The organism is Ensifer sp. Root31 (assembly GCF_001424825.1).
In the GTDB taxonomy this organism is placed as follows: domain Bacteria; phylum Pseudomonadota; class Alphaproteobacteria; order Rhizobiales; family Rhizobiaceae; genus Ensifer; species Ensifer canadensis.
Genome location: NZ_LMCO01000043.1, coordinates 1 through 26,887, shown reverse-complemented (window position 1 = coordinate 26,887; position 26,887 = coordinate 1). Strand labels below are relative to the sequence as shown.

At 59.2% G+C, this 26,887-nt stretch carries 17 protein-coding genes and 4 pseudogenes; 12 read left to right on the top strand and 9 right to left on the bottom strand.

Annotation, left to right across the window (positions count from 1 at the left end; translation table 11 throughout):
• The first annotated feature begins 230 nt into the window (after nucleotides 1–230).
• Nucleotides 231–2,528, top strand: a complete 2,298-nt coding sequence (locus tag ASD00_RS28855) for a hypothetical protein (RefSeq protein WP_057210696.1) — start codon at nucleotides 231–233, stop codon at nucleotides 2,526–2,528.
• Between the two features lie 386 nt (nucleotides 2,529–2,914).
• On the opposite strand, the pseudogene ASD00_RS28850 reads toward ASD00_RS28855, so the two are convergent.
• Together ASD00_RS28850 and ASD00_RS28845 are read right to left on the bottom strand one after the other, a co-directional pair.
• Nucleotides 2,915–3,271: pseudogene (locus ASD00_RS28850) on the bottom strand (DUF938 domain-containing protein); the annotation flags it as partial.
• Nucleotides 3,272–3,327: 56 nt separating this feature from the next.
• Entirely contained in the window at nucleotides 3,328–3,999 is a 672-nt protein-coding gene (locus ASD00_RS28845) for a DUF938 domain-containing protein (protein WP_057210693.1), read from the bottom strand.
• A gap of 643 nt (nucleotides 4,000–4,642) precedes the next feature.
• Between ASD00_RS28845 and ASD00_RS42100 the strand changes: the two are divergent.
• A pseudogene (locus tag ASD00_RS42100) lies at nucleotides 4,643–4,825 on the top strand (hypothetical protein).
• 953 nt (nucleotides 4,826–5,778) lie between these two features.
• Here ASD00_RS42100 and ASD00_RS28840 read toward each other — a convergent pair.
• The 3 genes from ASD00_RS28840 to ASD00_RS28830 all read right to left on the bottom strand — a co-directional run bounded on the left by ASD00_RS28840 (nucleotide 5,779) and on the right by ASD00_RS28830 (nucleotide 11,227).
• Entirely contained in the window at nucleotides 5,779–6,180 is a 402-nt protein-coding gene (locus tag ASD00_RS28840) for a CHRD domain-containing protein (RefSeq protein WP_057210691.1), read from the bottom strand.
• Between the two features lie 617 nt (nucleotides 6,181–6,797).
• Nucleotides 6,798–9,968 carry an efflux RND transporter permease subunit gene (locus ASD00_RS28835; RefSeq protein ID WP_057210689.1) on the bottom strand — a complete coding sequence of 1,057 codons (3,171 nt, stop codon included), beginning with the start codon at nucleotides 9,966–9,968 and terminating at the stop codon, nucleotides 6,798–6,800.
• Nucleotides 9,965–11,227 carry an efflux RND transporter periplasmic adaptor subunit gene (locus ASD00_RS28830; RefSeq protein ID WP_057210687.1) on the bottom strand — a complete coding sequence of 421 codons (1,263 nt, stop codon included), beginning with the start codon at nucleotides 11,225–11,227 and terminating at the stop codon, nucleotides 9,965–9,967. The genes ASD00_RS28835 and ASD00_RS28830 overlap by 4 nt, the downstream gene beginning before the upstream one ends.
• A gap of 521 nt (nucleotides 11,228–11,748) precedes the next feature.
• Between ASD00_RS28830 and ASD00_RS28825 the strand changes: the two genes are divergently transcribed.
• The 6 genes and pseudogenes from ASD00_RS28825 to ASD00_RS28800 form a co-directional block, all read left to right on the top strand.
• Nucleotides 11,749–12,015, top strand: a complete 267-nt coding sequence (locus ASD00_RS28825; protein ID WP_057210733.1) for a glutaredoxin family protein — start codon at nucleotides 11,749–11,751, stop codon at nucleotides 12,013–12,015.
• Between the two features lie 13 nt (nucleotides 12,016–12,028).
• A complete protein-coding gene (locus ASD00_RS28820) occupies nucleotides 12,029–13,060 on the top strand; it encodes a 2Fe-2S iron-sulfur cluster-binding protein (protein WP_057210686.1) in 1,032 nt (343 codons plus the stop codon).
• A gap of 581 nt (nucleotides 13,061–13,641) precedes the next feature.
• The gene (locus tag ASD00_RS28815) at nucleotides 13,642–15,978 is read left to right on the top strand and encodes an ATP-dependent endonuclease (protein WP_057210684.1); all 2,337 of its coding nucleotides are present in this window, start codon (nucleotides 13,642–13,644) and stop codon (nucleotides 15,976–15,978) included.
• Entirely contained in the window at nucleotides 15,975–17,864 is a 1,890-nt protein-coding gene (locus ASD00_RS28810) for a UvrD-helicase domain-containing protein (RefSeq protein ID WP_057210682.1), read from the top strand. Before ASD00_RS28815 ends, ASD00_RS28810 begins: the two co-directional genes overlap by 4 nt.
• A gap of 349 nt (nucleotides 17,865–18,213) precedes the next feature.
• Nucleotides 18,214–18,555 (top strand): hypothetical protein, encoded by a 342-nt coding sequence (locus ASD00_RS28805; RefSeq protein WP_057210680.1) that lies wholly within the window; start codon nucleotides 18,214–18,216, stop codon nucleotides 18,553–18,555.
• A gap of 131 nt (nucleotides 18,556–18,686) precedes the next feature.
• Nucleotides 18,687–18,935 (top strand): annotated as a pseudogene (locus tag ASD00_RS28800) (transposase); the annotation flags it as partial.
• A gap of 7 nt (nucleotides 18,936–18,942) precedes the next feature.
• On the opposite strand, the gene ASD00_RS28795 reads toward ASD00_RS28800, so the two are convergent.
• Nucleotides 18,943–22,251 (bottom strand): DEAD/DEAH box helicase, encoded by a 3,309-nt coding sequence (locus ASD00_RS28795; protein WP_244496164.1) that lies wholly within the window; start codon nucleotides 22,249–22,251, stop codon nucleotides 18,943–18,945.
• Between the two features lie 312 nt (nucleotides 22,252–22,563).
• Complete coding sequence (locus ASD00_RS28790) at nucleotides 22,564–23,511, bottom strand: hypothetical protein (protein ID WP_057210675.1); 948 nt, start codon at nucleotides 23,509–23,511, stop codon at nucleotides 22,564–22,566.
• Between the two features lie 649 nt (nucleotides 23,512–24,160).
• Between ASD00_RS28790 and ASD00_RS28785 the strand changes: the two genes are divergently transcribed.
• From ASD00_RS28785 to ASD00_RS28775, 3 genes are read left to right on the top strand one after another with little or no spacing between them, the layout of a single operon-like run.
• Nucleotides 24,161–24,403, top strand: coding sequence for a type II toxin-antitoxin system prevent-host-death family antitoxin (locus ASD00_RS28785; RefSeq protein WP_057210673.1), 243 nt, complete (start codon nucleotides 24,161–24,163; stop codon nucleotides 24,401–24,403).
• On the top strand, nucleotides 24,400–24,819 hold the full coding sequence (locus ASD00_RS28780) for a type II toxin-antitoxin system VapC family toxin (protein WP_057210669.1): 420 nt from the start codon (nucleotides 24,400–24,402) through the stop codon (nucleotides 24,817–24,819). Before ASD00_RS28785 ends, ASD00_RS28780 begins: the two co-directional genes overlap by 4 nt.
• Nucleotides 24,809–25,969: a site-specific integrase gene (locus ASD00_RS28775; RefSeq protein ID WP_057210667.1), complete on the top strand. Its 1,161-nt coding sequence runs from the start codon at nucleotides 24,809–24,811 to the stop codon at nucleotides 25,967–25,969. The genes ASD00_RS28780 and ASD00_RS28775 overlap by 11 nt, the downstream gene beginning before the upstream one ends.
• Before the next feature lie 107 nt (nucleotides 25,970–26,076).
• Here the strand turns inward: ASD00_RS28775 and ASD00_RS28770 are convergent, their stop codons facing one another.
• Nucleotides 26,077–26,283, bottom strand: a complete 207-nt coding sequence (locus ASD00_RS28770; RefSeq protein WP_057210665.1) for a cold-shock protein — start codon at nucleotides 26,281–26,283, stop codon at nucleotides 26,077–26,079.
• Nucleotides 26,284–26,383: 100 nt separating this feature from the next.
• Nucleotides 26,384–26,577 (bottom strand): annotated as a pseudogene (repC, locus tag ASD00_RS39400) (replication initiation protein RepC); the annotation flags it as partial.
• A gap of 112 nt (nucleotides 26,578–26,689) precedes the next feature.
• Between repC and ASD00_RS28765 the strand changes: the two are divergent.
• Nucleotides 26,690–26,887: type II toxin-antitoxin system VapB family antitoxin (locus tag ASD00_RS28765; protein ID WP_057210663.1), on the top strand; the 198-nt coding region annotated here is incomplete at its 3' end.

The window sequence follows — 26,887 nt, the reverse complement described above, 5'->3', positions numbered from 1 at the left end:
GAACGCAGCATTGCGCCCTCAAGTTGGTCGCTCATAGCACGCGATAGAGTTCTGAAAGGCCGACGGTCTGCTTCGCCAATGGCCACATTCGAAAAGGGAGTGTGACAGGGTTACCTTGCGAGCGACCATTAATACTAAATCCAAATGCAACCGTGGAACACATGAGACATCGGCCTAGACGGCGAGGGTTGTTGAGGCGATACTAGAAACGCAATTCTGTTGGGGGCAGCATGGCTACGAAACGTCTCGATCGAGCCCATGACCAACTCTCGTTGCGCGATCTTCTCGATGCACGAGACCAGTACCACATCCACCTCATGCGCCACGCGAACGTGATCGCGACAGCTATCGGCCTCTACCGCATCCGCACCAAAGATAGCTGGCCGACCGAGCGCAGCGAGGGCAAAGTCCACGGCACTTACGCGCGCACGCTCGCGAACTCGCAAATTCGCTACTACTCCTGGCCAGCGATACTCGTTTTCGTCGAACGCTGGGTTACAGAAAAAGAGCTAGAGCCAGGCGACCTAGTGCCGAAGACGCTATACCTGCCGGATGGCCGCAGCATCCCGGTGTGCGTGATTGAAGCGCCCAAGGAAAGCCGGAACGAGACGCGTCCGCTCAGCACGGTCTTTCCGGTCAACAATATCGGCGGCGGGTGGCCCGTCGTCGCGCGCAACCAGGGCCAGGAGTACGCTGCCACGATCGCGTGCCTGGTGAGCGATGGTCACACCGTCTATGCCCTCACGAACCGACATGTCGCCGGCGAAGCGGGTGAAATTATCTATTCGCGGCTAGGCGGTAAGGAACAGCGCATTGGCGTGAGCTCCGAGAAGCATTTGACGCGCGCCTTGTTCACGACGCACTACCCCGGCTGGCCGGGCCGCGACGTCTACGTCAATCTCGATGTCGGCCTCATCGACATCGACAATCTCGACCGTTGGACCGCCGAAATCCGCCATGTCGGCCATATGGGAAAGATGGTCGACCTCTCAGTCCATACCATTTCGTTGGCGCTCATCGGTCGCGACGTTCGTGGTACCGGTGCCGCAAGCGGTGAGATGGAGGGCGAGATAGCCGCACTCTTTTACCGCTACAAGACCAATGGCGGGTTTGAGTACGTCGCTGACCTGCTCATTGGCCCCCGTCCTGCTGAGGCCAACAAGGCGAAAGAACCAACGTTCGCAACCCACCCCGGTGATTCAGGAACACTCTGGCTTCTCGAGCCAGACGACGAGGGCAAATCGCCTAAGTCCAAGGCCAAGCACAAGGACTACCAGCCGCTGGCCATGCAGTGGGGCCGAAACATGCTCTATTCGGCCGGCGAAGCGCGCCCGCAGAGCTATGTATTGGCAACGCTCCTGTCGCGCGTGTGTGCCGAGCTAGGCGTCGACCCGGTCCGCAACTGGAATCTCGATCAGCCCGACACATGGAGTGCCATCGGTCACTTCTCGATCGCCAATCGCGCCCAGGTCGCGCTGTCGAACCGGTCGCCGAAACTCAACACGCTGATGAAAAACAATGCCGACATCATCAGTCACGATGACGCCACCATCCTCGCGGGGGAGTTCTCGGGAATGGGTTCTGCGGATTTTGTGGCACTGGCGGATGTGCCGGACTTCTATTGGAAGCCACGTATCGCGAAGCAGGGATTCGCCCGCACCTTCGAGGGGCCCAATCATTTCGCCGACATGGATCAGCCCGATCCCAATGGAAAGACTCTCCTGGAACTTTGTAGGGACGACCCGAAAACGTTCATCGACCCCCGAAAATGGGCAGCCTTCTACGACTCAGTCACCGATCTTGAGAGCGGCGACGCGATAGCCGAAAAGTATCGCGGGTTGCTGCCTTTCCGGGTCTGGCAAACATTCGACGCGATGGTCGAGTTCGCCGCCGCCGACAAGCCCCGAGAGTTCGTGTGTGCTGCGGGCACGCTCACTCACTACATTGGGGATGCGTGCCAGCCGCTCCATATCTCATATCTGCATGACGGTGATCCGCTGCGTCTGGTCGAGTACATCTTCACGCGCGGCGAGCGGAAGGGCCAGACGGAGATGAGACGTTTCGGCAAAGGCGTCCATGGGGGATATGAAGACACCATGATCAGCGCCTTCCGTGAGAAGGTCCTGGCTGGTCTTCTCAACACCCCAAAAACCGAAGCTGAGGAGATGATTACGACCGGTTTCGAGGCCGCCAAGCTAACCGTTGAGATGATGCGCAAGACCTTCACCTCAATTCCGCCGATGGCGGTCGTCAACGAGTTCGGCAGCTTTTTGGGCAAGCCGAAGGAGCGAGCGGAGCACCTATGGCGAAAGTTCGGTAACAAGACCGTCAAGAACATGCAGAGCGGCGCCCACTTGCTGGCGGTGCTGTGGGAGAGTGCTTGGGCTGTTGGCAACGGTGACACGAACGTTACCTCGACAGCGGGATTGACCAAAGATCAGGCGATGGCCATCTGCGCCGACTTCGATTTTATTCCCTCGGTTAGTATCTCGCGGATTGGCGCGCTTCTGAAGCCTCCGATGATCTAACATTAGTCCCTTTTGGTGATAGGCCGTCAGTCCGCAATGCGCCTCCCCGCCTGTCGTCCGTTGAGGTGAGCTGCCGCCGCCTGAAAGCAGACATCGCCGTCGACCACGCTGGAGGTCGAAGTTGCGCCACTAACAGTAGTCATCACCTTCGCGCAGCAGCTCTCCACGAACCGGATACATTTCTGCTTCGCCCCATGCGACCGTTCCTGGGGGTACCGAACATGAAGTCACAGGTGTCCGGACCAAGSCCACTACCCTCCAGGACCCGCTGACCAAAGGCCAAAACCGAGCGCATCTCCTTGGCAACGCCCAGCACCGGCTCAGTGGCGACYGACACGACGCGTCCTCCCATTTCTCGTCGCATGGGCACCTGGGACGATTGTCGTTCAGGCACCACCGCTGGAGAAGACCAGCAACATATTGTTGGTAGGCATMTCGATCGTCTCGCRGAGATTAAGTCCAGCGGCCTCACCCACTTGTTCAAGATCAGCGATATCACGCACACCCCAGGATGGGTTGCGCTCCTTTAGAGCCGCGTCGAAAGCAGCGTTCGAGGGGGCGTTGTGTGCCCCGTCGCGCATGAATGGGCCGTAGAGAAGAAGAAGCCCACCAGCKTGAAGCAAACGGCCAGCTCCTGCGAACARTCCTAAGCTTGCCGCCCATGGCGCGATATGGATCATATTGATCGACACGATGGCGTCAAAATGCCCCGTTTGTTCGACGCCCCATTGTCCTGAGCACACNCGACACGACGCGTCCTCCCATTTCTCGTCGCATGGGCACCTGGGACGATTGTCGTTCAGGCACCACCGCTGGAGAAGACCAGCAACATATTGTTGGTAGGCATCTCGATCGTCTCGCRGAGATTAAGTCCAGCGGCCTCACCCACTTGTTCAAGATCAGCGATATCACGCACACCCCAGGATGGGTTGCGCTCCTTTAGAGCCGCGTCGAAAGCAGCGTTCGAGGGGGCGTTGTGTGCCCCGTCGCGCATGAATGGGCCGTAGAGAAGAAGAAGCCCACCAGCKTGAAGCAAACGGCCAGCTCCTGCGAACARTCCTAAGCTTGCCGCCCATGGCGCGATATGGATCATATTGATCGACACGATGGCGTCAAAATGCCCCGTTTGTTCGACGCCCCATTGTCCTGAGCACACATCAATATCCCGCGGTGCCAGCACATTCTTCAGCCCTGCGAATTTGATCCAGCTAGACGTGCTGGTGCGGGCGTCGGCATCCGGATCGCTCGGCTGCCAGGTGAGGTTGGGCATTGCTCCCGCAAAACACACGGCGTGCTCGCCGGTCCCGCATCCAATCTCCAGCACGGCGCCAYGTGTTGGAAGGACACGTTTTAGGRCCGCGAGGATCGGCGCCGAATTTCGCGCAACGGAAGGCGAGAACATGCGCTGGTCGGCGCTTACGTCGCGCTGTTCCAGCGCAACAGGCGAACGGTCCTTCTTCTCTGGGGGCATATGCCTTGAATCCCCTTTGGGCGATGTCTCCCACCTTATAGCTGAAATGATGGGACTGANCCAGCGCAACAGGCGAACGGTCCTTCTTCTCTGGGGGCATATGCCTTGAATCCCCTTTGGGCGATGTCTCCCACCTTATAGCTGAAATGATGGGACTGATAACCTTCTTCGGTGAGATGACTGCACTGGATGAGGAAATCAGGCAACTAAGGCGCCGAACATTGGATCCCTATGAAACCGCAGCAGCGAAAGTCTATCGTCGAAGTCAAATCGGCTCGGCGGCGGATGACAACCAATCCATCCTCCATTTGGGGCGATACAGATCTCAAGGCCGTCGTGCGTGAGGCGGACCCAAGCGCCTCATCTGTTCGAACCGGCTCAGCGCCTGAACGAGCCTTCCTCGGTGCATAGTTTATACGTTTGCTCGAAGGAGGAAACCGGAACAGACGCCGTGGCACAATGCTCAGATCGCCCGACCCTGACAGAAGGGGGCACTGGCATTGAGGAAGCATCCGGTTCTGCCCCCATGGCCGTCTCGTCAATCCGACGCCAACCGTTTCGTGGGCAAGTCCTTGTATCGATCGGGCGGAACCACCAGGCTCGCTCTACGTTGTGGTTCAGAACACTATCAAGGATCGAGCTAATGGCTACGAAATCCACGCCTACCAGCGGCGGCGGATCTGCGAAGATGCTGATGGAGAACGCGAAGCGTGAGGAGCGGCGGATAGAAGCTTAGAAGGGTTCCGATCTTGCTAAGGGCACCGAGCGTGTCGAAGAGCGATCAAGGAGTTCCGGCGGCAAGAGTGCAGGCAGCAAGCAGAAATAATTCCCTCCTACGGACGCAAGGAGACGTGCAAATGACAATCGCTCCGCCAACGCGGCAGCCAACCGATTGGGCTATCCGGTGGAATGCGAAGTCGCTCTGGAAGCCGGTTTGAGGGCGCTATGCGACGAAGCGGGTATAAGCAGGGTGGAGTCAGCCGGCGATTTTCCGCGCGATAGCCCAACTTTGTCGAGCGTCAAGCCCGCGATCATGTCGAGGAACCCGATCCTGGCGAAAGTCCAAGCGAAATTGCTCCGATGAACTTGACCGACTTGAAGCTAGAGGTGGAGCGGGCACGCCGGTCAAAGCGGAAATTGTGTCGGCAATCAAAGCGAAGGGATGCGCTAAGATGCAAAACCGGATGCCGGCGGCCGAGGCCTTCCGTTCCGATTCCACAGCGCGCAGGCCGGTTAGCTTCGTGAACGCATATACACGAAGAGATTTCATTTGTCCGTCGCTCAACCGAATTGCGTGCGCCACGATATCGACGGAATGCCGCCCGTTCCGGTATCAGCGGCCGACAGGCTGGCGGCGATCGTGCGCGCCCCGAGAGAAGGCCATGATGACCTACGATTGGGAAAGCGCCCGGAGGCAGCTCGGGAGTTTTCGCGACGCCGCGGCAGAGCGGCTAAATGCCCACGCAAGCGGCCGTCACCAACCTGGGAAGCCATGACGGTTCCTTCTTGGGGCCACCGCCCGCGTCAGCACTAGCTCCTGATTGCGGGCCAACGCGGAGCCGAAATCGTCCGGATCGTCATTGCAGACGATCCTGAAGCTGGCTATGAAGCAGCTTCATCCGGAATCTCATGGGCCCCCGCTTCGTCGGCCGGCGTTATCCCGTTGAACGACGCGCGAGCAAACCGTATCGTCCTGAATACGCTGCCATGTTTGCCCAGAAGCAACAGAGCGCGCTTCGAGAGATTGCCGCATTTTCTCGCCGTCTGCAGTGTGTGAGTTCATTCAGCCTTTGAAACTTGGCCGCGGATCTCCCCATCGGGATGGGCCGCGGTATGCAGGTTAACGTAGAGTTTCCCGTCCGAAAGGGGCGACGCTTGGGTGTCGTCGAGGGTAGCGGAACCCTTGGCGAGCGCGGAGACATCGATTGGAACGACGGGCGGCGCGTTCTCGCCGACAGCGGCGGGGCCATGGAAATGGGCCGCCGACACCTCGCCGCTCAACCCGGAATGCTCAATGGTCCAGGAGAGCATTTTGCTTGTCGAATCATAGGTGATGTTAGCCGTGCCGGTAGCACTGGTCTGCACCGGCGGAACTTCCTCGCTGCCCTTGAGGTCGGCCTTGAACTTCATCTCATCTGCAAATGCGGCCATACCCGCTGTGAGAAAAGCTGCAAGCGTCATAGCCGAGATCCCGACTTTGAAAGCACTCCTATGCATGTTGCGTTCCTCTCGATCTGAGCTGACCCATCTGCTAAATCGTGCTTGGCCAGCAAGAGCCGCAGTATTTAGATAGGGCGCGTAGGGCCGGCGGCCAGTGGCGACGGAATGGCGCGCAATCACACGATCCGCCCCGGGGCGCGAAGACCAGAACCGGATCCAAGTTATTTGCTGCCGCGCCAGCCGGTGTGGCGCGGCTTGACCGGTTAAAAGCCTCGTCTCGGAGGATCAGCATCGCGACGACCAACGGCCGGGATCCCGGAAGCCCAGGCCCGGCAAGCCGCTCCGTTTGATTGAGGGATCGTAGACAACGAGGTTTTCGGGACCTAGCCCCCCACTGCCCCGATCTCACCAGCGACCGGGCGCGGGGACGCACGAACCTCCTCGTCATCGGTGCCTACAGGATGGGCTTCGAGATCAGCGGATCGGGTGCGATCTCACTGTTGCGCGTGTTCGTCACCTACGACCATCCGGTGGTGTTCGCATGGAACCTCTCGGTCCGCTTGGTGATCTGCGTTTGCGAACTTCAAGCTGAAAGGGGGCGGTCGCTGCCCCTTCATCGCGATCTCGGGACGCCGAACCTAGGCCGGCGTTTCCATGTCGGACCTCCTTCGCTGCTCGCGGCTGATCGCCAGGCGGCGGACAATGACATAGAACACTGGTGTCAGCACCAGACCGAACAGGGTGACGCCGAGCATGCCTGCGAAGACGGCTATGCCCATGACGTGACGCATCTCGGCACCAGCGCCCGTCGCGATCACAAGCGGCACGACACCGGCGATGAAGGCGAGTGAGGTCATCAGGATCGGCCGCAGGCGAAGCCGGGCTGCTTCGAGTACGGCGTTCAGGGGATCGACGCCTTCGTCTTCCTTTGCTCTGGCGAACTCGACGATCAGGATGGCATTCTTGGCAGCGAGACCCACGAGCACGACGAAGCCGATTTGCGTGAAAATGTTGTTGTCGCCTCCGGTATACCAGACGCCTGCGATCGCGGAAAGCAACGCCATCGGAGCGATGAGCAACACAGCGAACGGCAAAGACCAACTGTTGTACTGCGCCGCGAGAATCAAAAACGCGAGCAGAACAGACAATGGGAAGACATACAGGGCCGTGTTACCGGCTTGTTTTTCCTGATACGCGAGTTCGGTCCACTCGAAGGCCATGCCGGGCGGCAACGTTTCCGCTGCAACCCGTTCTATGGCTGCGGTCGCTTGCCCGAACGAGTATCCGGACGCCGGGCTACCGCTGATATCGGCCGACGGGAACCCATTGTAATGCATGACGCGATCCGGCCCCGAGCTGTGCTTGATGGTCAGCAGGGCCGACAACGGGATCATATCGCCCGCCGCGTTACGCACCTTCAGCCGGCCAATATCCTCCGGCTGCATGCGGAATGGCGCGTCCGCCTGGACCATTACGCGGTAAGTGCGGCCAAAGCGATTGAAGTCGTTCGCGTAGAGCGAGCCAAGGTTGACCTGTAGCGTCTCGAAGATCGTGTTGAGCGGCACCCCTTGCGACTTCGCCTTCACCCGGTCGATATCCACCTGCACCTGTGGCGCATTCACCTGGAAGCTCGCGAGCATGCCAGCCAGCTCAGGCGTTTGCATCGCTTTGCCCATGACCGCGCCCTGGGTTTGCGCCAGCGCCTCGAAGCCAAGTCCCGCGCGATCCTCGATCTGGAACTTGAAACCGCCGGTCGAGCCAAGGCCTGGAACGGGAGGTGGCGGGAAGATGCCCGCAAAACCATCGGGTATCTGGCTGAACTTGCCCATAAGGCGACCTGCTATGGCAAATGCTGAAAGAGAAGGATCCTTTCGCTGGTCAAAGGGCTTGAGCATCGTGAATATCACCGCGGCGTTCGGAATATTGACCATGCCGTTGACCGAAAGACCCGGAAACGCAACGACGCTTTCAACGCCCGGTTCGGCAAGCGCGATCTCCGACAATTTTTTGACAACCGCCTCGGTCCGATTGAGTGAGGCTCCGGTCGGAAGCTGGGCGATGCCCACAAGGTAATATTTGTCCTGCGCCGGCACGAACCCGTTGGGCACGGTCTGGAAGCCCATCCATGTCATTCCGATCAAGCCGGCATAGACAAGCAAGACGAGCGCGCTGAGCCTCACGGCGCGGCGCACCGACCAGACATAGGCATTCGAGGCCCTGTCGAAGAAGCGGTTGAACAACCGGAAGAACCACCCGAACAGGGTGTCGATTATGATCGTCAGCCGGTCGCGCTTCACGTCGCCGTGGTGCGGCTTCAGGAGCACGCCTGCGAGCGCAGGAGAAAGCGTGAGAGAGTTGACCGCCGACAGGATCGTCGAGATTGCGATCGTGAGCGCGAACTGCCTATAGAATTCCCCTTGCAAACCGGACAGGAATGCCGAGGGAATGAACACGGCCGACAGCACCGAAGTAATGGTAATAATCGGCCCGGTCACTTCGTCCATGGCCTTGCGCGCCGCCTCCTTCGGCGTTTCGCCGAGCGCGATGTGACGCTCGACGTTCTCGACGACGACGATGGCGTCGTCGACCACGATCCCGATCGACAGCACGAGCCCGAACAGCGACAGCGTGTTCAGCGAGAAGCCGAACATGTACATAAAGGCGAATGTGCCAACTAACGACACTGGCACGGCAACCAGCGGGATGATCGAGGCGCGCCAGGTCTGAAGGAAGAGCACGACCACGATCACGACAAGCGCGGTGGCTTCGAGCAGTGTCATCACCACGGCTTCCAGAGATGACTTGACGAAGACGGTAGGGTCGTAGGCGATACGATATTCTATACCCTCGGGAAAACCCTTCTGTAGTTCTTCCATGGTGCCGCGAATGGCGCTCGACACGTCCAGCGCGTTGGCGCCGGGGCTCTGGATGATCTGCAATGCCAGCGCCGGCTTGCCGTCAAGAAGACTGCGCAGCGCGTAGGAGTCCGCGCCAAGTTCGATACGGGCAACATCCCGCAGGCGGGTGACCTGGCCATCGGCACCCGTCTTGACGACGATGTCGCCGAACTGTTCCTCGTTCGAAAGCCGGCCAAGGGTGTTAACCGTGACCTGGAGCGCCGCCGAGGCGTCCGGTTGCTGGCCGACCGAGCCGGCGGCCACCTGGACGTTCTGCTCCTGGATTGCCGCCACCACGTCGGAGGCGGTCAGGCCACGCGCCGCCACCTTGGTCGGGTCGAGCCAGATCCGCATCGAGTATTCGCCGGCACCCCAGACCAGAACGTCACCCACACCTGACAGGCGTGCAAGCTGATCGCGCACCTGCAAAGTGGCGAAGTTCGACAGGTAGAGAGGATCGTAGCGATCATCGGGCGAGACGAGATGCACGACCATCAGGATGTCGGGCGAGGTCTTCTGTGTCACGACGCCGATACGCTGCACTTCCTGCGGCAGACGCGGAAGCGCGCGGGAGACGCGGTTTTGCACCTGGATCTGCGCCATGTCGGGATCGGTGCCTTGCTGAAAGGTCACCGTCAGCGTCATCCGCCCGTCGGTCGCGGCCTGCGAGCTCATATAGAGCATGTTCTCGACGCCGTTGATCACCTGTTCCAGCGGTGCTGCAACCGTTTCGGCGATCACCTCGGGATTGGCGCCCGGATAGCTTGCGGTGACTTGTACCGTTGGCGGGGTCACCTGAGGATATTCGCTCAATGGCAGCTTCAGGAGCGTCAGGCCACCGGCGATCAGCATCAAGACAGAGAGAACGACCGCGAAGATCGGGCGATCGACGAAGAAACGCGGGATGTTCATCGACGCGCCTCCTGCGTTTCAGCCGCTGCCCGATCGCGATTGACTGCGTTGCCGGGGAGCATCGAAATCATCTGCGGATCCACTTGCATGCCGGGACGAACAAGCCCCTTGATAATGATCTTCTCGCCGGGCTTGAGACCAGTCGAGACAACCCGTAACCCATCGATCATCGGCCCGAGTTCAACCGCGCGGTACTCCGCCTTGTTCTCGGGCCCGAGCGCCAGCACGTAGCGGCGGCCCTGATCGATACCGATCGCTTGGTCGTCGATGAGCACGGTGCTTGCGGGCTCCGCGGTAACCAGGTTCACCCGCGCGAAGAGGCCAGGTGCCAACCGACCATCGGGGTTCTGGACGACAGCTCGAGCTCGGATAGTGCCAGTGCCGCGGTCGACCCGGTTTCCGAGGAAGTCGAGGACGCCCTTATGCGGAAAGCCGGCATCGGTCATAAGACCGACCCGCACGGGCAGTTTCTGGGTCGCTTTTTCACTCTCGTCGGGGCGGGCACGCGCAACGAAATCGAGAAAGGTGGCCTCGTCTATATCGAAATAGACGTAGACGGGATCCGTCGAGACAATCGTGGTGAGAAGCGTAGCGGCTCCCACATTGCCGCCGGCAACCAGGTTGCCCTCGGTGACGAGCACCCGATCGACGCGTCCGCCAATCGGCGCCGTGACGCGCGTGAACGACAGATCGAGATCGGCGGCCGCCACGGCTGCCTTGGCGATTTCGACCTGCGCCTGGCGCTGGCGACGTGTGGCCTGCGCATCGTCATAGGTCTTGCGCGACACAGTACCGTTCGGAGCCAACGATTCAGCTCGCCCGAAAGCGATATCGGCGTGATCGAGCAGAACGGCCGCTTGCGCCAACTGAGCCTTGGCGGCATCCAGGGCGACCCGGAATGGCCTGGCGTCGATCTGGAACAGGAGCTGGCCCGGGCGCACGAGACCGCCTTCAGGAACACTCACGGCGTCGATGGCGCCGCCGACGCGCGGTCGCAGGTCAATGGCCTTCGCTGCTTCGAGATGGCCCGTGAACTCCACCGAAGGCGCGACCTCGCGCGTGATAACCTCTGCGACCGGAACCTGGGGTGTGGGCATTCCCCCGGCTCCGGCCGCGACTGCCTCAGGCGCACTGGCCGATGAGGCAAGCCCAAGGAGGCGACTGACATAGGCTCCCGCCTCGTCGCTATAGACAAAGGCAAAAGTGCCCCCGGTGACGACGACACCGGCTAAGAACAGGATGGCGGCTTTTTTACTCATTCTCGTTCACCTTCATTTATGCCCGCACCGGGCCCGAAGGCGGCGGCGGCGGTCACTTCTTTGAGGAAGGTGCGGTTTCCAACGGTGGAAAGGTCAAGGCCCGCAGAAAACTCTTTCGAAGGGATCCCTGAAGCCAACCATCAGGTGCAGAGTAAAGGCCGCTGACCACGTGCGATTGGCGGCTTCTTGGCCATGTCCTTTGTCGTCGCCTTGCTGGACCGGTCACGCGAAAGTGGCAACGTTTCTGCCCCCAAACGGCCCGGCGCAGCCGTCGATCTTGTCGACGCAGCTTGCGCAATCCCATGTCGGCTTTTCAGCAGGGCTGCCGCTTCCCAACCTCGCGTTCTGACGAGCGGTAACGAGCTGAGATCCCGTTTCCGGAAAAATCACTGAAATGCAAAACAGCCCTTGACCTTACAAGCGCTGGAAGCCGCAGCCTGGCGGCAATGTTCCTCAGTCGGCCCGTTCCGGGGCGGCCGGCTCCGAGCGAAATCGTGTCGAATTCAAAGAAAGGCCAGACGATGACCGAAGCCAACGCACCACACATCCTCATCTACACGACCCCAACCTGCCCGGACTGTCATGCGCTCAAGCGTTGGCTCTCCCAGCGGGGAATGGCCTACGAAGAAAGCGATCTCACCGACCCACGGATCGCCGAGGAGGCAAAGGCACGCACAGGTGTACGGGTGGCGCCAATCACGATCATCAACGACGAGGTTTTCTACGGCACCTTCGAAAGCCAGAAGCCGGCGCTGGTAGCAGCGCTTCGTCTGGCAAAAGACGCTTGAGGGGCCCTTTGATATGACCGTAAAACTCGTCGATATCCGGCCGGCCCAGGCCAGCCTTGAAGTCCAGGTCGGGCAGACCATCCTCGACGCGGCACTCGCCGCTGGAATTCCGTACCCCCATGGCTGCAAGTCCGGGCGCTGCGGCGCCTGCAAGTCTCGGCTGATCGAGGGAGAGGTGAAACTGTTCCAGCATTCGCCTTTCGCCCTCACCGATGTAGAGAAAGCCGATGGCCTTATCCTTGCATGCCGGGCGCTTCCCCTAACGGCTACGGCGGTGGCATGGATTGGCAGCAACGACGGGGGTACCGTTCTGCCACCGCGACGACTTGAAGGCATCGTGACCCACATCGATGACCTCACCCATGACATCAAGCTCGTCCAGATCATGACGCAGGACAGGTGCCGGTTGCTGTTTGCCGCAGGGCAATTTGCAAATGTCAGCTTTGATGGGGTACCTCCCCGCAGCTACTCCATGGCCAATCAGCCTGGCGCTGCCGGCCTCGAGTTCCACATTCGCCGGGTGCCGGGTGGGGTCACCTCGCAACACGTGCACAGCAGACTGAAGTCCGGCGACAAGGCAACACTCGAATTCCCGCTGGGGTCTTCCTACCTGCGCCAGCACCATTCCGGCCCGATCCTGTGCGTCGCCGGCGGCTCCGGGCTGGCGCCGATCAAGGCGATCGTGGAAACCGCTCTCTCCCACGGTACGAAGCATCCGATCCATATCTACTTCGGCGCCCGGGGCGAACGCGACCTCTATCTGGTCGAGCACTTCCAGGCGCTCGCTAGACGGCATCCCAATCTCAGCTTCACGCCGGTTCTGTCCGAGGCGCAGACCACTCAGTATCGAACCGGTTTCGTGACGCAGGTCGTAGGAAAGGATCTTTCGGACTTGGGCGGCTGGAAAGCCTATGTCGCCGGCCCGCCGCTGATGGTCGACGCGGCGATAGAGGCAAGTTTTGCCCGCGGACTGCGTCAGGAAGACATGCACGCCGACGTGTTCTTTACTCCGGAAGCAAAGCCCACACCGGGCGCAATCGGATGAAGTAGCGAGGAGCGGTCGCCTCGATGGGTGGGCCGCCCATCCACCGAGTTTTCAAACCGGAATGCGGATTTTCTACCCCGCATGTATGTCTGCGTGCGGGTCGAGGAAGCCGTCAAGGAGAGTGCAATCATGGAGCTCCAGCGTGAGGTTCTTCGAACGCTGGATGCCAAGGCGCAACTCTACTCGTCGGGGCGGTTAACACGGCCAAGCTTGGCAACTTTCCAGCCCGTGCCCGAAAATTGTCGCGCTTGCGCCTCCTCAGTCGACGAAACGCGCAATTCTCCTCGCCGTTACACCAGTCGTTAGCAGCAAATTCGCCCAATGTTTGTTGCGTTCTGAACATCCTTCCAGTCGATACATTATGCGATCATTTTGGCCCAAATGGTGAACATCACAGCAACAAGGCTTGCAAGGCTCGTGGAAGCATAATCCTGTCCGGCCCCGTCGTTTGATGTTAAGAGAATGCCGGTCTCGCCCTCGAACCACTCCCCCCTGCCGTTGTTTACATGATATGGCACAGCTTAAGCGATAGTCAGTAATCCAGCATAATTCATTGCATAATCGGGCGGGGGCCAAATCATATGCATCTTCACTCTCTGACTTATAAGAACTTTCGTAGATTGAGAGATGCACGCGTCGAGTTTGCAAACGATTTGACAATATTTGTTGGAGCCAACAACAGCGGAAAAACGTCTGCAACCCACGCTGTGGACCTGTTTTTGTCTGGTTCTAAGGACAAGTTCACTGTCAATGATTTCAGCGCAGATTGCTGGCCAGGCTTTGAAAATTTCCCGGCGGAAGATGCGGCTGAGCAAGCCTTCGAATTCCCAGCCATAACTCTTGATGTGTGGATCAGCGTTGATCCGGACAGTCTCTACCGGGTAGTAGATCTCTTGCCCCGAGCCGCATGGGAAGGCGCACTCGTCGGCGTCCGGATTGAGTTTGCCGCGAAGGATGCCGCCCAAACGCTGGCCAGCTACCGGAGGATGGCGACCGAGGCCGCGAAGTTCGCGCAGACCAAGGCCGAGCATGGCGCGGATTACAAGCCTTGGCCTCGCAACATGCGCGACTACCTCGCGCGCGAGCTGAAGAATGAATACGGCTTGCGCTATTTCATCCTCGACGAAGCGTCGCTCGACCCTGCGAACGCCGCCGAGACTTATACGCCGAAGGAGATCCTGGGAGACACCGAGCGCACGGGCCACTCGATCATCAATTCGCTGATCAAGGTGGACTTCCTGAGCGCGCAGCGACACTTAAGCGACGGTAACGCACAGGCTCGAACCGAAGATCTGTCCAAGCGCCTCAGCCGTTTTTACACGCGCAACCAGAGCAAGCGCGAAGACGACCACAACGCCCTGCGCGCGTTGGCGCTATCTGAAGACCAACTGACGAAGCATTTTTCAGACGTGTTCAAGGATACGTTCAAATCGCTGCGCAAGCTCGGGTATCCCGGCCTTTCCAACCCTTCACTGGAGATCCGCGCCGCCCTGCGGCTGGAGCGCCTGATGGGCGATCAGCAGGCCAAGGTTCACTACCTGCTCGAAGAGGCGACCGGTGACGCAGAAGCCCTGTCTCTCCCCGACAGCTACAACGGGTTGGGTTTTAAAAACCTCATCTACATGGGCGTCGAACTCCTCGACCTCCATGCTGCGTGGTCGGTCACAGAGGAAGGTGAGGAAGAAAAGCGCCAACCAATCCACCTGATGTTCATCGAGGAGCCGGAGGCGCATATGCACGCGCAACTCCAGCAGGCCTTCGTTCGCAAGCTCACCGAACTCATCCCGCCCGCAGGGGCGGACGGTCACGCCACGCAGTTCGTGATCACGACACATTCCCCGCACATCCTGTACGAGCGGGGCTTCAGACCGCTACGCTATTTCCGCCGTTCGGCCGAAATCGGCTCCAAGCAAAGCTCGTCTGTTTTCAACCTCTCAGCCTTCTACGAGAGCAACAAGGAAGACCGGGACTTCCTCCAGCGATATATGAAGCTGACGCATTGCGACCTCTTCTTCGCTGACGGCGCAATCCTTGTTGAGGGCAACGTCGAGCGCCTCGTACTTCCGTTGATGATCGGGCACGGCGCTGAGAAGCTGAACGCTGCTTATCTCAGCATTCTTGAGGTTGGCGGCGCCTTCGCCTTTCGCTTCCAGAAGCTGATTGAGTTTCTCGGCTTGCCGACCCTGATCGTGACAGACCTCGACAGCGTGTATCCGCCCAAGCCTAAGAAGGCTGCCGAAGCCGCTCCGGACGCCAACGGGGACGCCGCTACCCAAAGCGATAACGACGCGTGTGAAGACGAGGACGATGAGCTCGATGATGAGGGTGCGGCTGAAGGAGATGAGCCGAAGCCAAGCTCAAAATGCCCTGCCGGAACGGCTGGAGCTGTGACGGCAAACCAGACCCTGCGCCAGTGGCTCCCCGGCAAGATACTGATTGAAGACCTTCTGGCCGCGGCGCCTGAAAGCAAGCTGCAAGCGCCGCAGAATGGCTCGGGTGCGCATGTGATGGTGACGTATCAGTGCCCCGTGACCGTAACGTGGGGAGCGGAGACGGCTGAGCTGAAGAGCCGAACCCTCGAAGAGGCGTTCGCTTACGAAAACCTTGAATGGTGCCAGAAGAAGGAGCACCACGATCTGAAGCTGCGATGGAGCAAGGCGGGAACGATGCCGCTGGCCGATCTGGCTTCGAAGATTCACACGCGCGTAAAAGGCCAGCATTTCAAGAAGACCAACTTCGCCTTGGGTCTCTTGGCTAGCAGCGACGCGACGTGGGTCGTCCCGACTTACATCCAGCAGGGCTTGGACTGGCTGACTCAACACGTCGCGATCGTAGAAGAGGAGACGGCAGACACGGCTGAAGTCGCGGGCGCCGACGAAGCTCCTGCCCAACCTCAGAACGTTCAGGTGGGTCAATGACCAGCCGCGCGGGAAAGCCGGATACGCCGGCTGATATTGAACTGAGAACCTTGCTAGACGATGACGCGTCTACCGGGTTCGTAATGGTCTCAGGTGCAGGGTCGGGAAAGACGACCTCGATCGTCAAAGCGCTCGATCATCTTCTGAAAACACGAGGCCGAGCTCTCCGAGCGCAGTCCAAAAAGATCGCCTGCATTACTTACACAGAAGTCGCAGTCGCCGAGATCTGGGGTGATGTCGGCAACAATCCATTGTTCCACGTGTCCACGATCCACAGCTTCCTCTGGGCGGCCGTGAAGCCGTTTCAGATCGACATCGCAAGCTGGGTCGGGCGTCGGCTCGACAAAAAAATCACAGACACTGAAACTGAGATTGCAGGCTTCACGAACAGGACGCGGGCACCGACGCGCGAACGCAAACACGCCGACCTAGAGCGGTACCGAGCCCAAAAGCTCACGGTCGGTGATGTGAAGCGCTTCACCTACGGTGTCGGGAGCGACTACCCGAAGGGCATTTTGGGGCACGACGACGTTATCAAGCTTTCGACCGAGCTGATCCGCGACCTTCCGGTCATCGCCAAGGTGGTTGGGCAGAAGTACCCGTTCATCTTTGTCGATGAGAGTCAGGACACCGATCCGGATGTCGTTGCGGCACTCCAGGCGATCTCAGCCTTGCTCGGCAGTAAGTTCTGCCTCGGGTTCATTGGTGATCCGATGCAAAAAATCTACACATCCGGGGCCGGCGTCATAGCACCTCTTGAGGGCTGGAAGCCTATCGAGAAGCCTGAAAATTTTCGCTGCCCCGTCGCTGTCCTTGATGTGATCAACCAGATCCGCGCGGGCGATGACGGTCTTGTTCAGACCGGCGGCAAAACGAAAGAGGTCGGAGGCGTACGCGTTCCGGTCCAAGGCTCGGCGAAGCTGCTCGTGGTGTCCAAGACCGACCGTACCCAGAGCCTAGCTGACGCGCGACAATGGCTAGCACACCACAACAGCGACGCCCTTTGGCTCAGCGATGAATCTGACGCTGACGTGAAGGTCTTGGTGATTGCCCACCGGATGGCCGCCAATCGCCTTGGCTTCGGCTCCCTGTACGAAGCCTTCCACGACAAGACGTCTGACGGTCTCAAAGACGGTTTCGATGACGGCACACATTGGGCCGTCACCCCTCTGCTGAAGCTGCTGGCCCCCTTGATGCTAGCCAATGCCGATGACGATCAGTTCGAGGTTATGAGCCTTCTGCGTCGCCATGCGCCTTTTTTGCAGCGCGAGTACATGCAGGCGAACGCTGTGCCCGGCATTTTGAAAGATATGGACACTCGGTTGAAGGCGCTCGCGCAGATTTGCGGAGAGGCTTCAGCGACCCCTGCTTTTGCTGCGTTCGAGCATCTGCGGGACGGAGGCATGTTCAAGCTGGATGATCGCATCCTCGCGGCAATGGCTGAATACGATGTTGCGGCTCCATCAGTTGAAAGCGGCGACCATGCCGCTTTGGTGAAGCTCCTTCACACGCCGATCCGCCAGCTATGGGGCTATCGTCGCTACATTGAGGAGCAGTCGCCGTTCGAAACGCATCAGGGGGTAAAGGGTGCGGAATTCAGCCGTGTTCTCACGATCCTCGATGACGAAGAAGGTCGCCATAATCAGTTCAATTACGGGAAGTATTTCGGCATCACGCCTCTCTCCGACACGGACGAGCAGAACATCCGGGACGGCAAGGAAACGACGGTGATGCGCACCCGTCGCCTTCTTTATGTCTGCTGCTCCAGAGCCGGCGAGGATCTGGGTGTCGTGTTTTTCGCGGACGACCCTGCGCAGGCTCACGCCGCTATCGTCGCGTCCGGCCTGTTTCCCCCTCAAGACGTCATCAATCTCGCCGCCCCCTAGGCCATTATAAGCCTACCATCCTGTCAGAAGGGCTATCGACCTGTGGCGTCTGGGAAATCGTTCCGCATCCCGGGCGTTCCGATCAAAGGCGGCAACGCGAACTCTCCTTCCGCCTGAGACGACTGGAAGCCGGCAACATGCCGCTCAGTCCGGATGCCTCCGATCCTTCGCCTTGAGGGGAATCTCACCCGTGGTCAGTCTTTTCGAAATGCTTGCGAACTCTCTCCTCACCAATCTCAAATAGGGCACCAGGCAGCAGGCGCTCCGGGGATAAGCTCCCGGGCGTCCTTGCCACCAGCGCGGGTAGATGCTCCATTGGGTTTCGCAACCAACAGCAGGAGAAACGACGATGATGGAAGAGGAAAGAGATAGGATGGTTGCCGAGATGAGCGGCAAAATCGAAAGCCTCCAATTCCTTCTGAAGGTTGTCATCGCCACGCTACCGGAAGACCATCGAACCTACATCCTTCGGCGTCTTTCCGAATTCTCTCGCTCTACGGAAGACGAGCTCGCAAGGAAAGATACGGACCCTGCGCGAGATTCGGCGGCTGCAGTTTTCGATACTAACGAATACTTCGATATCCGCGTGGAAGAGGAAGTCGAAATTTTCACCGACCGCGACGAGACTTACACTCAATGTGAGCGCACCAGCGCTACGCACTTCCCATCCGATACCGGCGCCGCTCCCTGACGGCTCGAAGCAGGAAAAAGCCAGCGCAGTTGTATATGCCGTATCCAAACTGATCTGAACCCTTCAAACTGGACCGATTTTGGTTAGAGTTTTCCGGTGATTTTTCCTGGCTGGGAAAGGAACGGAAGACGATGAAGGCATCGCAGTTTTCGGACGCGCAGAAGGCGTTCATTCTGAAGCAGGGTGATGAAGGGGTGACGGTCGCGGAGATCTGCCGCAAGGCGGGGATCAGCCAGGCGACCTATTTCAACTGGAAGAAAAAATACGCGGGTCTGTTGCCGCCGGAGATGAAGAAGCTGAAGCAGCTCGAGGACGAGAATGCGCGGCTGAAGAAGATCGTCGCGGACCTGACGCTGGACCGCGAGATGCTGCAGGATGTTAGGCACCTCAAAATGATCTGAGGATTTCGGCCCCGCTTTTCGTCAGGAGATCAAAATCGTGACCGTAGATCGCTGAACCGATCAACGCCGGACTGTCAGGCGTGGTAGCCAGTTCGAATCCGGCAGGATCGATCCAGCGAAGACCATCGGCAACCCGGATCGGGATGACCGAGTATTTCCCCCGGGTGCCAGAGGTGCCAGACAGGCCGGCCTGCAACGACCGGGTAGACGTTCTTTCACTGGGGGCTGTTTTTTTGCTGCGTAACCACTCAAGGAAATTCCTCGGATCGATCAGCTCTTCGTCATGTGCCACCGGCTCATCGCGATGATCCAACCAGTCTAGGAACTCCTGCTTTAGGGGAACGGCGTCATCGCGCGAACGGGCGGCCCCCTGCGACAGGGCAAACGCCACGAACGGATCCAGTGTCCCCCAGCGCAGCAATTCCTTCGCCCAAAATGCAAACCACGGTAAATCCGTCATCTCTTTCCACGTATCGAGGGCTGGTGTCGCGAACGGATCGAGATTTTCTTCGGTCCAGCGCTGAGCAACCGCGGCTCCGATAGCAACGCCTAACCGGAATTCCAGGTTGTCCGCTACAAAGGTCTGCCACGCGCGAAGATCGTTGACGGGAGGCGCTAGAGCATCTGTAGCTGCCATCCACCAGGCCAGCACCTCATGCCATCTGGCATAGAGATCGCGTCCGATGACAGTGTCTCTGACCGTGAAGCCGAAGCCGGGGTCCGTCGCGATGATGTCTCCCATCTGCCGGAACAACGCGAGCCGGTCGTCGTCCTGCTTCCCGCCGTAGCCGTCCGCATAATGCAGAATGTCGATCAACTTTTCTGCCGCGGGCCGGAAGCGCCGGCCGATGCATGGGGTATAACCGAAGCTGTACAGCACCTTCCGCTCCGAAGCGTCCGGATAGACCGTTTCGACAAGACCCCTGCCCCGCTGAACGAAGGCCTGTTCCATCCAAGCCTCATAGGCCGAGGCCACCCGCGCGAACGTATTCTGCCAGACGCTGGAAAGCGCGGCCTCGATCTGCGCCTGGGTCAGTTGAGCCGGCTCAATCGCCTGCAGCTCTTCAATCGCAGACAAGATGATGCCATCCAGCTCGTCAATGCTGTCTGCCAGACGGGCGGTTGCGGATGGTGAAGCCATACCCGCTTGCAAAGACAAGTCCTGCGGGGCAGCAGCCTCCAGCCAATCCATAAACTCGGCAGGTGTCGTCACGCCAAGGTCGTACGCCCTTTGCAATATCGAGCGCATCAGCACTGAGAGCGGACTATGGTGTTCCCCACCACTCGCAGCTTCGTCGATCAGCTTTGTGAGAAGGTTGTCGTATTCGACCCTGCGGGCCTCCATTTGATCGCGTTGCGTCTGCCGCTGACCGGGAGCCGTAGTCGATTCAGACATTGGGAGCGCAACAAGAGTCATGCCCTCCATGCCCTTGGCAGCACCTGGGCGGCCGGCGCGGCCGGCAAGATTGCGAAACTCTGCCGTCGACATCGGATGCTCGGTTCGCTTTCGCGTGGCGACGTCGAAGGAACTTCTCATCACGGAAGGCAGGAAGATAAGGTCAAAGGGAAGATTGACGCCTTCGGTGAGGGTAGCCGTCGCTACGGTAATGCGGCAAACCGACCGCTCGATCAGCGCTACCATCATGCGCCTGAGGCGTTGCGGCATCTGGCCGTGATTGGTCGCAATGCCCCTGTCGAGCAGTTTTAGCTCGTGCGCATTTTGACCGCAATAATCCGCGCAAACCATCCGTGCAGATCGGAATAGTTCCGCGTCCGGGCCGTCGGCCGGCGGCATAAAGGCCGGCAAGTTTTGCCATCCCTTTAGTGAGAAGGCTTCCGCATACCAGCGGATGGTGTCTTCCGGGCTTTGAGAAACTGAGACTAATATACGCCGGTTACCCTCGGTCAGATGGAGCGCCGTCCACAGTATTGCCAGCTGCGTATTGTGGTTCAGGCTGTCTCTGACAGTCGCAGGCGCCTGTGGCATCGGCGCGATGCGCAGTCGCATATAGACGTTCGCATCACGCCCTCTTACGGAAAGGACGCGGTCGTTGAGCATGTCGAAGAGGATTTCCGGTGCAGCGCCATCACGGACTTCGAACGTGCCAATCGCCTGCCTCGTACTGCGATAGTAGGAGCCTACTGCTTCTGCAGCGGGATTCCCCTCGATCCATCTGGCGACCGGGCCAGCTGCCCCGCCCGCGACGGCTGTTAGGGCGATTCGAACGACGTCCGGTTTGCGGGCCAAGAGTCGTGAAACAAATGCTTCGAGCCGCGCCGCACGGCTCGTGTGTTCCGCCAGCTTTTCCTGAGAATAAACCGTGTTGTCGATAACTACTTGGTGCGCCTCATCCAGCAGCAGGAGCTTCACACGGGCAAGCAGCATCGGGCCAAGATAGCGCATCAACGCGTCGGCTTTTTCGACAGTAGCAATGAGGACGGTCGGCGTATCGGCTGTCAGCCATGCATCCGTGATCCCCCAGTCGGCGCCACCGTATAAACCAGTCACGATGAACTCGCGACCAAGCTCTCCAGTGAGTTTCGCCTCGACCTCACCGGCAAGCGCGCGCGAAGGAACAATATAAAGGGCAAGGGGTGCCAGAAGGCTGTCGCCCAGCAGAAGAAGTTCTTTTACGATCGCCAGGTTCGCTACCAACGTTTTGCCCGATCCTGTCGGCGTACACAGAGCAAAGGACGAATTCTGGAGCAATCGCTCTATGCCTTGGTGCTGCGATTGCCACAGAACGCCACGTCCCCTTGCGTACTGGCGCCTTGCAAAACCATCAAGATATGCAAGTCGCGCTGGACGTATTGCGGCCAGTTGCCGAAGAGGCCGATAAATCGTCGCGTTTGCATAACGCTCGCAGGCCGACCGAATGAAGAACGCTAGCGTCGCCACATCTTCTGGCGCAAGGCGCAACAGGAATCTCTCGACTTGCCGGAGATGGGTGATCGCCGCTTCCAGTCTGTCGGTTTGTCCCCGCCGTAGGCTGTCAGCAGCGAGCCCAACCGATCGCACCAGCTCCAGCGTCGTCAACCAGGCCAAGTCCGACCCAACGTCTGACTTGAAAAACGCGTTGGATGCATCAGGTGCGGTCAACTCCGGATGGGCGTGCCAGAAGGCGGCAATCCTCTCCAGTACACGGTCAAAATCGGCGCTAAGAAAGTCGCCGAAGAGTAGAATGCCGTCGTCTTTCGATTTCACTTGACGAAGAAGTCCGGCCGCCATAGCGGGCAATCCACCCAACTGATACGAACCTGCAGCAAAAAGAGCCAGTGGAACGATTTCGGCCAAGCTGTCATCCGAGCGAGCAAGCCATTCGAAAAGCTCACCTGCCCTTCGAAAAGCCAGACTCGCGTCGACTGGATTTCCACCTTCGACTGTTTGCAGAACCCCTCCGGCGTGAAGGAGGCGATATGCCTCCGCCAACGTTTCCTCAGAATCACTTTGGGACCAATGGATGGTTTCGACATCCCACGTGGTCTGTATCGCCCTGACGAGAGCCCTGGCTTGCCGAGGTGTCAAAACCTGATCCTGGCCGGCAGAATTACGTGTCCGGAGCGCAATTGCGATACGTTCTGCGTCTTTGCTCGGCATGGGTTGTACCTAGGGCCAGAGGCTGTCATAAAGGCCATCGATTAGTGCATCGCCGTCGGACAAGATGATTTCTACAACCTGAAGGTCTCTGTCCTTCTGATGTTCGGCGGGCTTGTTTTCCCATTCCAACAACGTCTCACCATTACCACGTTTAGATGCACCGCCCCCTATCAGCAGAATGAGATCTGTTCGCTCGGACGGGGCCGGATTTTGCAGCTGCTGAATTTTGTCCAGGGAGAGGATGGCGTCGGCGTATTCATCAGGAGCCAACTCCTGGAGAATCTCCTGCAGCTGCTTCACCCCAATCGGCACATCGAGGGCACGGTTAATTTCGAACCAGACACCCTTGCCATTGTGGACAAAATTGCCGGACTTTTTCGGCACTTCGATTTTCTTCCCAAGCATCACCTCATCAAGAACGGAGGGTATCCATTGTTTGCGCCATTTGGCCTCTCCGGCAATGAACCGCGTGACCGCGCCAACATCATTGACAACGATGCCGATAAAATCGTCGCCCTTGCGGCCGAGGACCTCTCTTTTGCGCGCGGGATCGCGCGAAAGAACATAGATATACTGCCTGGCGTCTTCCTGGTTGCGGAAGAGAAATACCGGAACGATCCATTCGTGATTGCCGACGAAGTCCAGCGCCTCGGTCATCAGCCCCGACATCACTTCTCCGAACACACCACGCCTTGCCTTCGGAGGAAGGCAGTTTGGATATTTTGCATTGCATCCCGGAGCGCCGGCGTCCGGATGCAGGCTCATCCCTGCATAGGCATGAAAGTATTCTCGGGCATCCGAATGCGCTGACTCGAAATAGGGCCGCAACCCCTCTCGTATGGTTGCGTCACCCGCCGCGATTTGCTCCATCAGGATATGACCATAACCCTGTTTAGAGGACGGATAACTCTTAAGCCACTTCTCGAGTATGGCGGTTGGTGGCTTCTCGTTGTGCATTTGGTCTCTGCAATTTGGTCCACAGATCGTTCCGTCAACCGGCCAGCTTTACGGAGCGTCGATCCAAAGCGGCGGCCGAGCCCGGGTCTAACTGCATTAATGCAAACAAAAGTTGAAGATTATTCAAATTGTCGCCGGCCGCCGCAGTCACTGGTGGCCAGGCAGGCAGCGCAGCCCGGCGCGGGCATGGTCGGGTGCAGAGGGGTGGCCGGCATTCGTGAAGCCAAAGCTTTCCAGATGACGCGTCGCCGTCGATCCACAGCGAGGCGCAGGCATCGGCGAAGTGCATGCGTTCGAGAAAGCCTTCGCCGACCGCCGAACGGGCAATGCGTTCGTCGAGATGCGGCAGGTGAGGCCGGCGTTCCGACGGGACACACTGCTACTCTGGGCACCTTGATCATCTTAGGCGATCATTAACCATATGAATTAACGCCTTAAATTTCACAAACGGAAATTAATTAGCGTTATATTTCCGTCACCAGGATGCTAATTTTCAAGCGCCATCACTATCGATAGGTTTCAAGTATCGATAGTGAGATGGTCCACCAGTTGACCAACACGTACGTGCGCTCTATTTTTAGCTCAGAACGTCAAATTTGCGCTCGTCCGAAATCTGCGCGACGAGAGCCATTGTTCAGCGGAGTTTCCCATGAGCGTCACCGTCAAAGTCGCCGAGGCCAAGGCGCATCTCTCCGAACTCCTGGCGCGCGTCGAAGCCGGTGAAGAGGTCATCATTTCCCGCGGCAACGATCCGGTCGCCAAGCTTAGCCGGATCCACAAGGACAATGAGCTCGGCTTCCTGATGGCAGAAGTCCGGGCGGCTCGCTTGCGTGCCAAACCCGTTACCAACGATGAGATCCTTGACTGGAAGCGCGAAGGACAGCGATTTTGAGCGTCTTCGTTCTCGATGCCTCGACCGCAGCCGCCTGGCTGCTTCCGGAAGAGCACAGCGAAATCGCTGAAGAACTGATCGCCAGCATATCCGGCCAGTGTCCGGTCCCAGGTCTCTTCTGGCACGAAGCCAGGAGCATCCTTGTAACCGCCGAAAGGCGCCAGCGCATTGCGGCGGGTCAGGCACTGACGGCGATGACCAGATTGCGGCGCCTCCCACTTGAGGACGCCGGCGCCGGCCAGGACGGATCGGTGATCGAGCTTGCGACGGCGCAAGGGCTCAGTGCGTATGATGCTGCCTATCTCGAGCTCGCGATCGCCCGGTCCCTTCCGTTGGCGACCCTCGATCGAAAGCTGGCGGCTGCAGCGCGGGCAGAGAAAGTGCCGGTCCTGGGACCGTTCGGCAATGAGCACTGACGGGATCCAATCAAGTGCTCTGGCTCGAGCCGAGCAACTCGACGCCCTGGACGCCATCCTGCCCTTCGACCGCCGCGACCAGCTTGCTGCACTTCTGACCGACAACGATGTAGCGACGCTAAAACACCTCGCCAGCGAAGGCATGGGCAACAATACCCTGAGGGCGCTTGCTTCTGACCTCGGCTATCTCGAGGCCTGGTGCCAGCTCGCCACTGGCACTCCCCTCCCCTGGCCGGCGCCGGAGAGTCTGCTTCTCAAATTCGTCGCCCATCACCTCTGGGACCCGGCTAAGCGGGCCGAGGATCCAGGCCATGGCATGCCGGCAGAGGTGGAAAGCGGCTTGCGTTCTCAACGCCTCTTGCGCGCCGACGGGCCACACGCCCCGCAAACCGTTCGACGCCGGCTAACAAGCTGGTCGATCCTCACCCGTTGGCGCGGCCTCATCGGTTCCTTTGACCGCCCTTCGCTGAAATCGGCCCTGCGGCTAGCCGTTCGCGCCAGCGCGCGGCCGCGGCAACGCAAGAGCAAAAAGGCGGTTACAGCCGATATCCTGGCGAAGCTTCTGCTCGCGTGCGCTGGCGAGCGCATGGTCGATCTACGCGATCGTGCACTGCTTCTGGCCGCGTTCGCCTCCGGCGGACGGCGCCGATCAGAAGTGGCAGCGATGCGCGTTGAGGATCTCAACGATGAGGACCCGGTTCGGACAGATCCAAACGACGAGAAATCCCCTCCCCTCCCCTGCCTGTCGATCCGGCTCGGCCGCACGAAGACGACGACGAGTGATGGCGACGAACATGTGCTGCTGATCGGCCGGCCAGTGGTTGCGCTGAAACGTTGGCTGGGGGAAGCCAATATCGAAGAGGGGCCGGTGTTCCGACGCATTGACCAATGGGGGAATATCGACCAGCGGGCGCTGACGCCGCAGTCGGTCAACCTGATCCTGAAGGGCCGCTGCAAACATGCCGGGCTCGACCCGACGCTATTTTCCGCGCATGGGTTGCGGTCAGGCTATCTGACCGAGGCTGCCAATCGGGGCATCCCGCTCCCTGAAGCCATGCAGCAGTCGCTGCACAAGTCCGTCACGCAGGCGGCTCGCTATTACAATGACGTGGAACGCAAACAGGGGCGCGCCGCCCGGCTGATCACCTGAAAGCGCCGGTCATACCGGCGGAGGCGTGTGGTCCTGGACGTCCGGCCAGAGGCACCGCTGGAGCAGAACAAACACTGCATGCAGTAAGCTGCAGAATCGCAATGGGCTCAGGTCTGGAGGTTGTCGGCTGACATCTTGCCGGACTTGCGGTCTTTCACCAGCTCATAGGTAATCTTCTGGCCGTCGTTGAGTCCGCGTAGACCAGCTCGCTGCACCGCGGAAATGTGGACGAACACATCGGCAGTTCCGTCATCCGGCTGGATGAAACCGAAGCCTTTTGTTGTGTTGAACCATTTTACCGTACCGGTTGCCAAAGTATCCTCCTTTGATCATTGTCCTGTCGGACTGATAGGCTCGAATGACACTGGTGCGCTCACATTAGTAGACGGTTCCGGCGTCAACGGAAAGTCATGCGCCGGCAGAATTGATATGCCCGCCCTCTCAAGAATGCAGGCCATCGTCGCGGCCGCATTTTCCGGGGCCATGGCGTCGCAAGCATCCTGGTTGGCGCTCGGACTGACACCGAGCATTGATCGGACGACCACCGCGGCCGTCATCAGTTCGCGCCAACTCGAAATCGCGCCGTCCGGCCCATACATCGCGATCTTCTGAGAGCGCGACTTCAGCGGTTTTCTTCGCAATCCATCAGCCCGGATACTTCTCTTGCATCAACACTGCGGTCAGGTAGAATACAGAAAATCAGGAACCAAGGAACCTTCGATGGCGCTCAGTATTAAAGATCTGGAGACCGAACGGCTTGCCAAGGCCCTGGCCGAGAAGACCGGAGAAACTATCACCATGGCCACGCGCCGCGCCCTGGAAGAGCGGCTGCGGCGCCTCGCAAATGCCGGAAATCGCGAAGTGCTTCTCGAGGAACTGGCGGCGAGCCGTAAACGCTGGGCGAAGCTCCCGGTGCTG

Excerpts from the sequence above, each read along its gene's own strand:
- ASD00_RS28855 (WP_057210696.1), top strand. The coding sequence starts at position 231 with ATGGCTACGAAACGTCTCGATCGAGCCCATGACCAACTCTCGTTGCGC.
- ASD00_RS28840 (WP_057210691.1), bottom strand. The coding sequence starts at position 6,180 with ATGACGCTTGCAGCTTTTCTCACAGCGGGTATGGCCGCATTTGCAGAT.
- ASD00_RS28835 (WP_057210689.1), bottom strand. The coding sequence starts at position 9,968 with ATGAACATCCCGCGTTTCTTCGTCGATCGCCCGATCTTCGCGGTCGTT.
- ASD00_RS28830 (WP_057210687.1), bottom strand. The coding sequence starts at position 11,227 with ATGAGTAAAAAAGCCGCCATCCTGTTCTTAGCCGGTGTCGTCGTCACC.
- ASD00_RS28825 (WP_057210733.1), top strand. The coding sequence starts at position 11,749 with ATGACCGAAGCCAACGCACCACACATCCTCATCTACACGACCCCAACC.
- ASD00_RS28820 (WP_057210686.1), top strand. The coding sequence starts at position 12,029 with ATGACCGTAAAACTCGTCGATATCCGGCCGGCCCAGGCCAGCCTTGAA.
- ASD00_RS28815 (WP_057210684.1), top strand. The coding sequence starts at position 13,642 with ATGCATCTTCACTCTCTGACTTATAAGAACTTTCGTAGATTGAGAGAT.
- ASD00_RS28810 (WP_057210682.1), top strand. The coding sequence starts at position 15,975 with ATGACCAGCCGCGCGGGAAAGCCGGATACGCCGGCTGATATTGAACTG.
- ASD00_RS28805 (WP_057210680.1), top strand. The coding sequence starts at position 18,214 with ATGATGGAAGAGGAAAGAGATAGGATGGTTGCCGAGATGAGCGGCAAA.
- ASD00_RS28790 (WP_057210675.1), bottom strand. The coding sequence starts at position 23,511 with ATGCACAACGAGAAGCCACCAACCGCCATACTCGAGAAGTGGCTTAAG.
- ASD00_RS28785 (WP_057210673.1), top strand. The coding sequence starts at position 24,161 with ATGAGCGTCACCGTCAAAGTCGCCGAGGCCAAGGCGCATCTCTCCGAA.
- ASD00_RS28775 (WP_057210667.1), top strand. The coding sequence starts at position 24,809 with ATGAGCACTGACGGGATCCAATCAAGTGCTCTGGCTCGAGCCGAGCAA.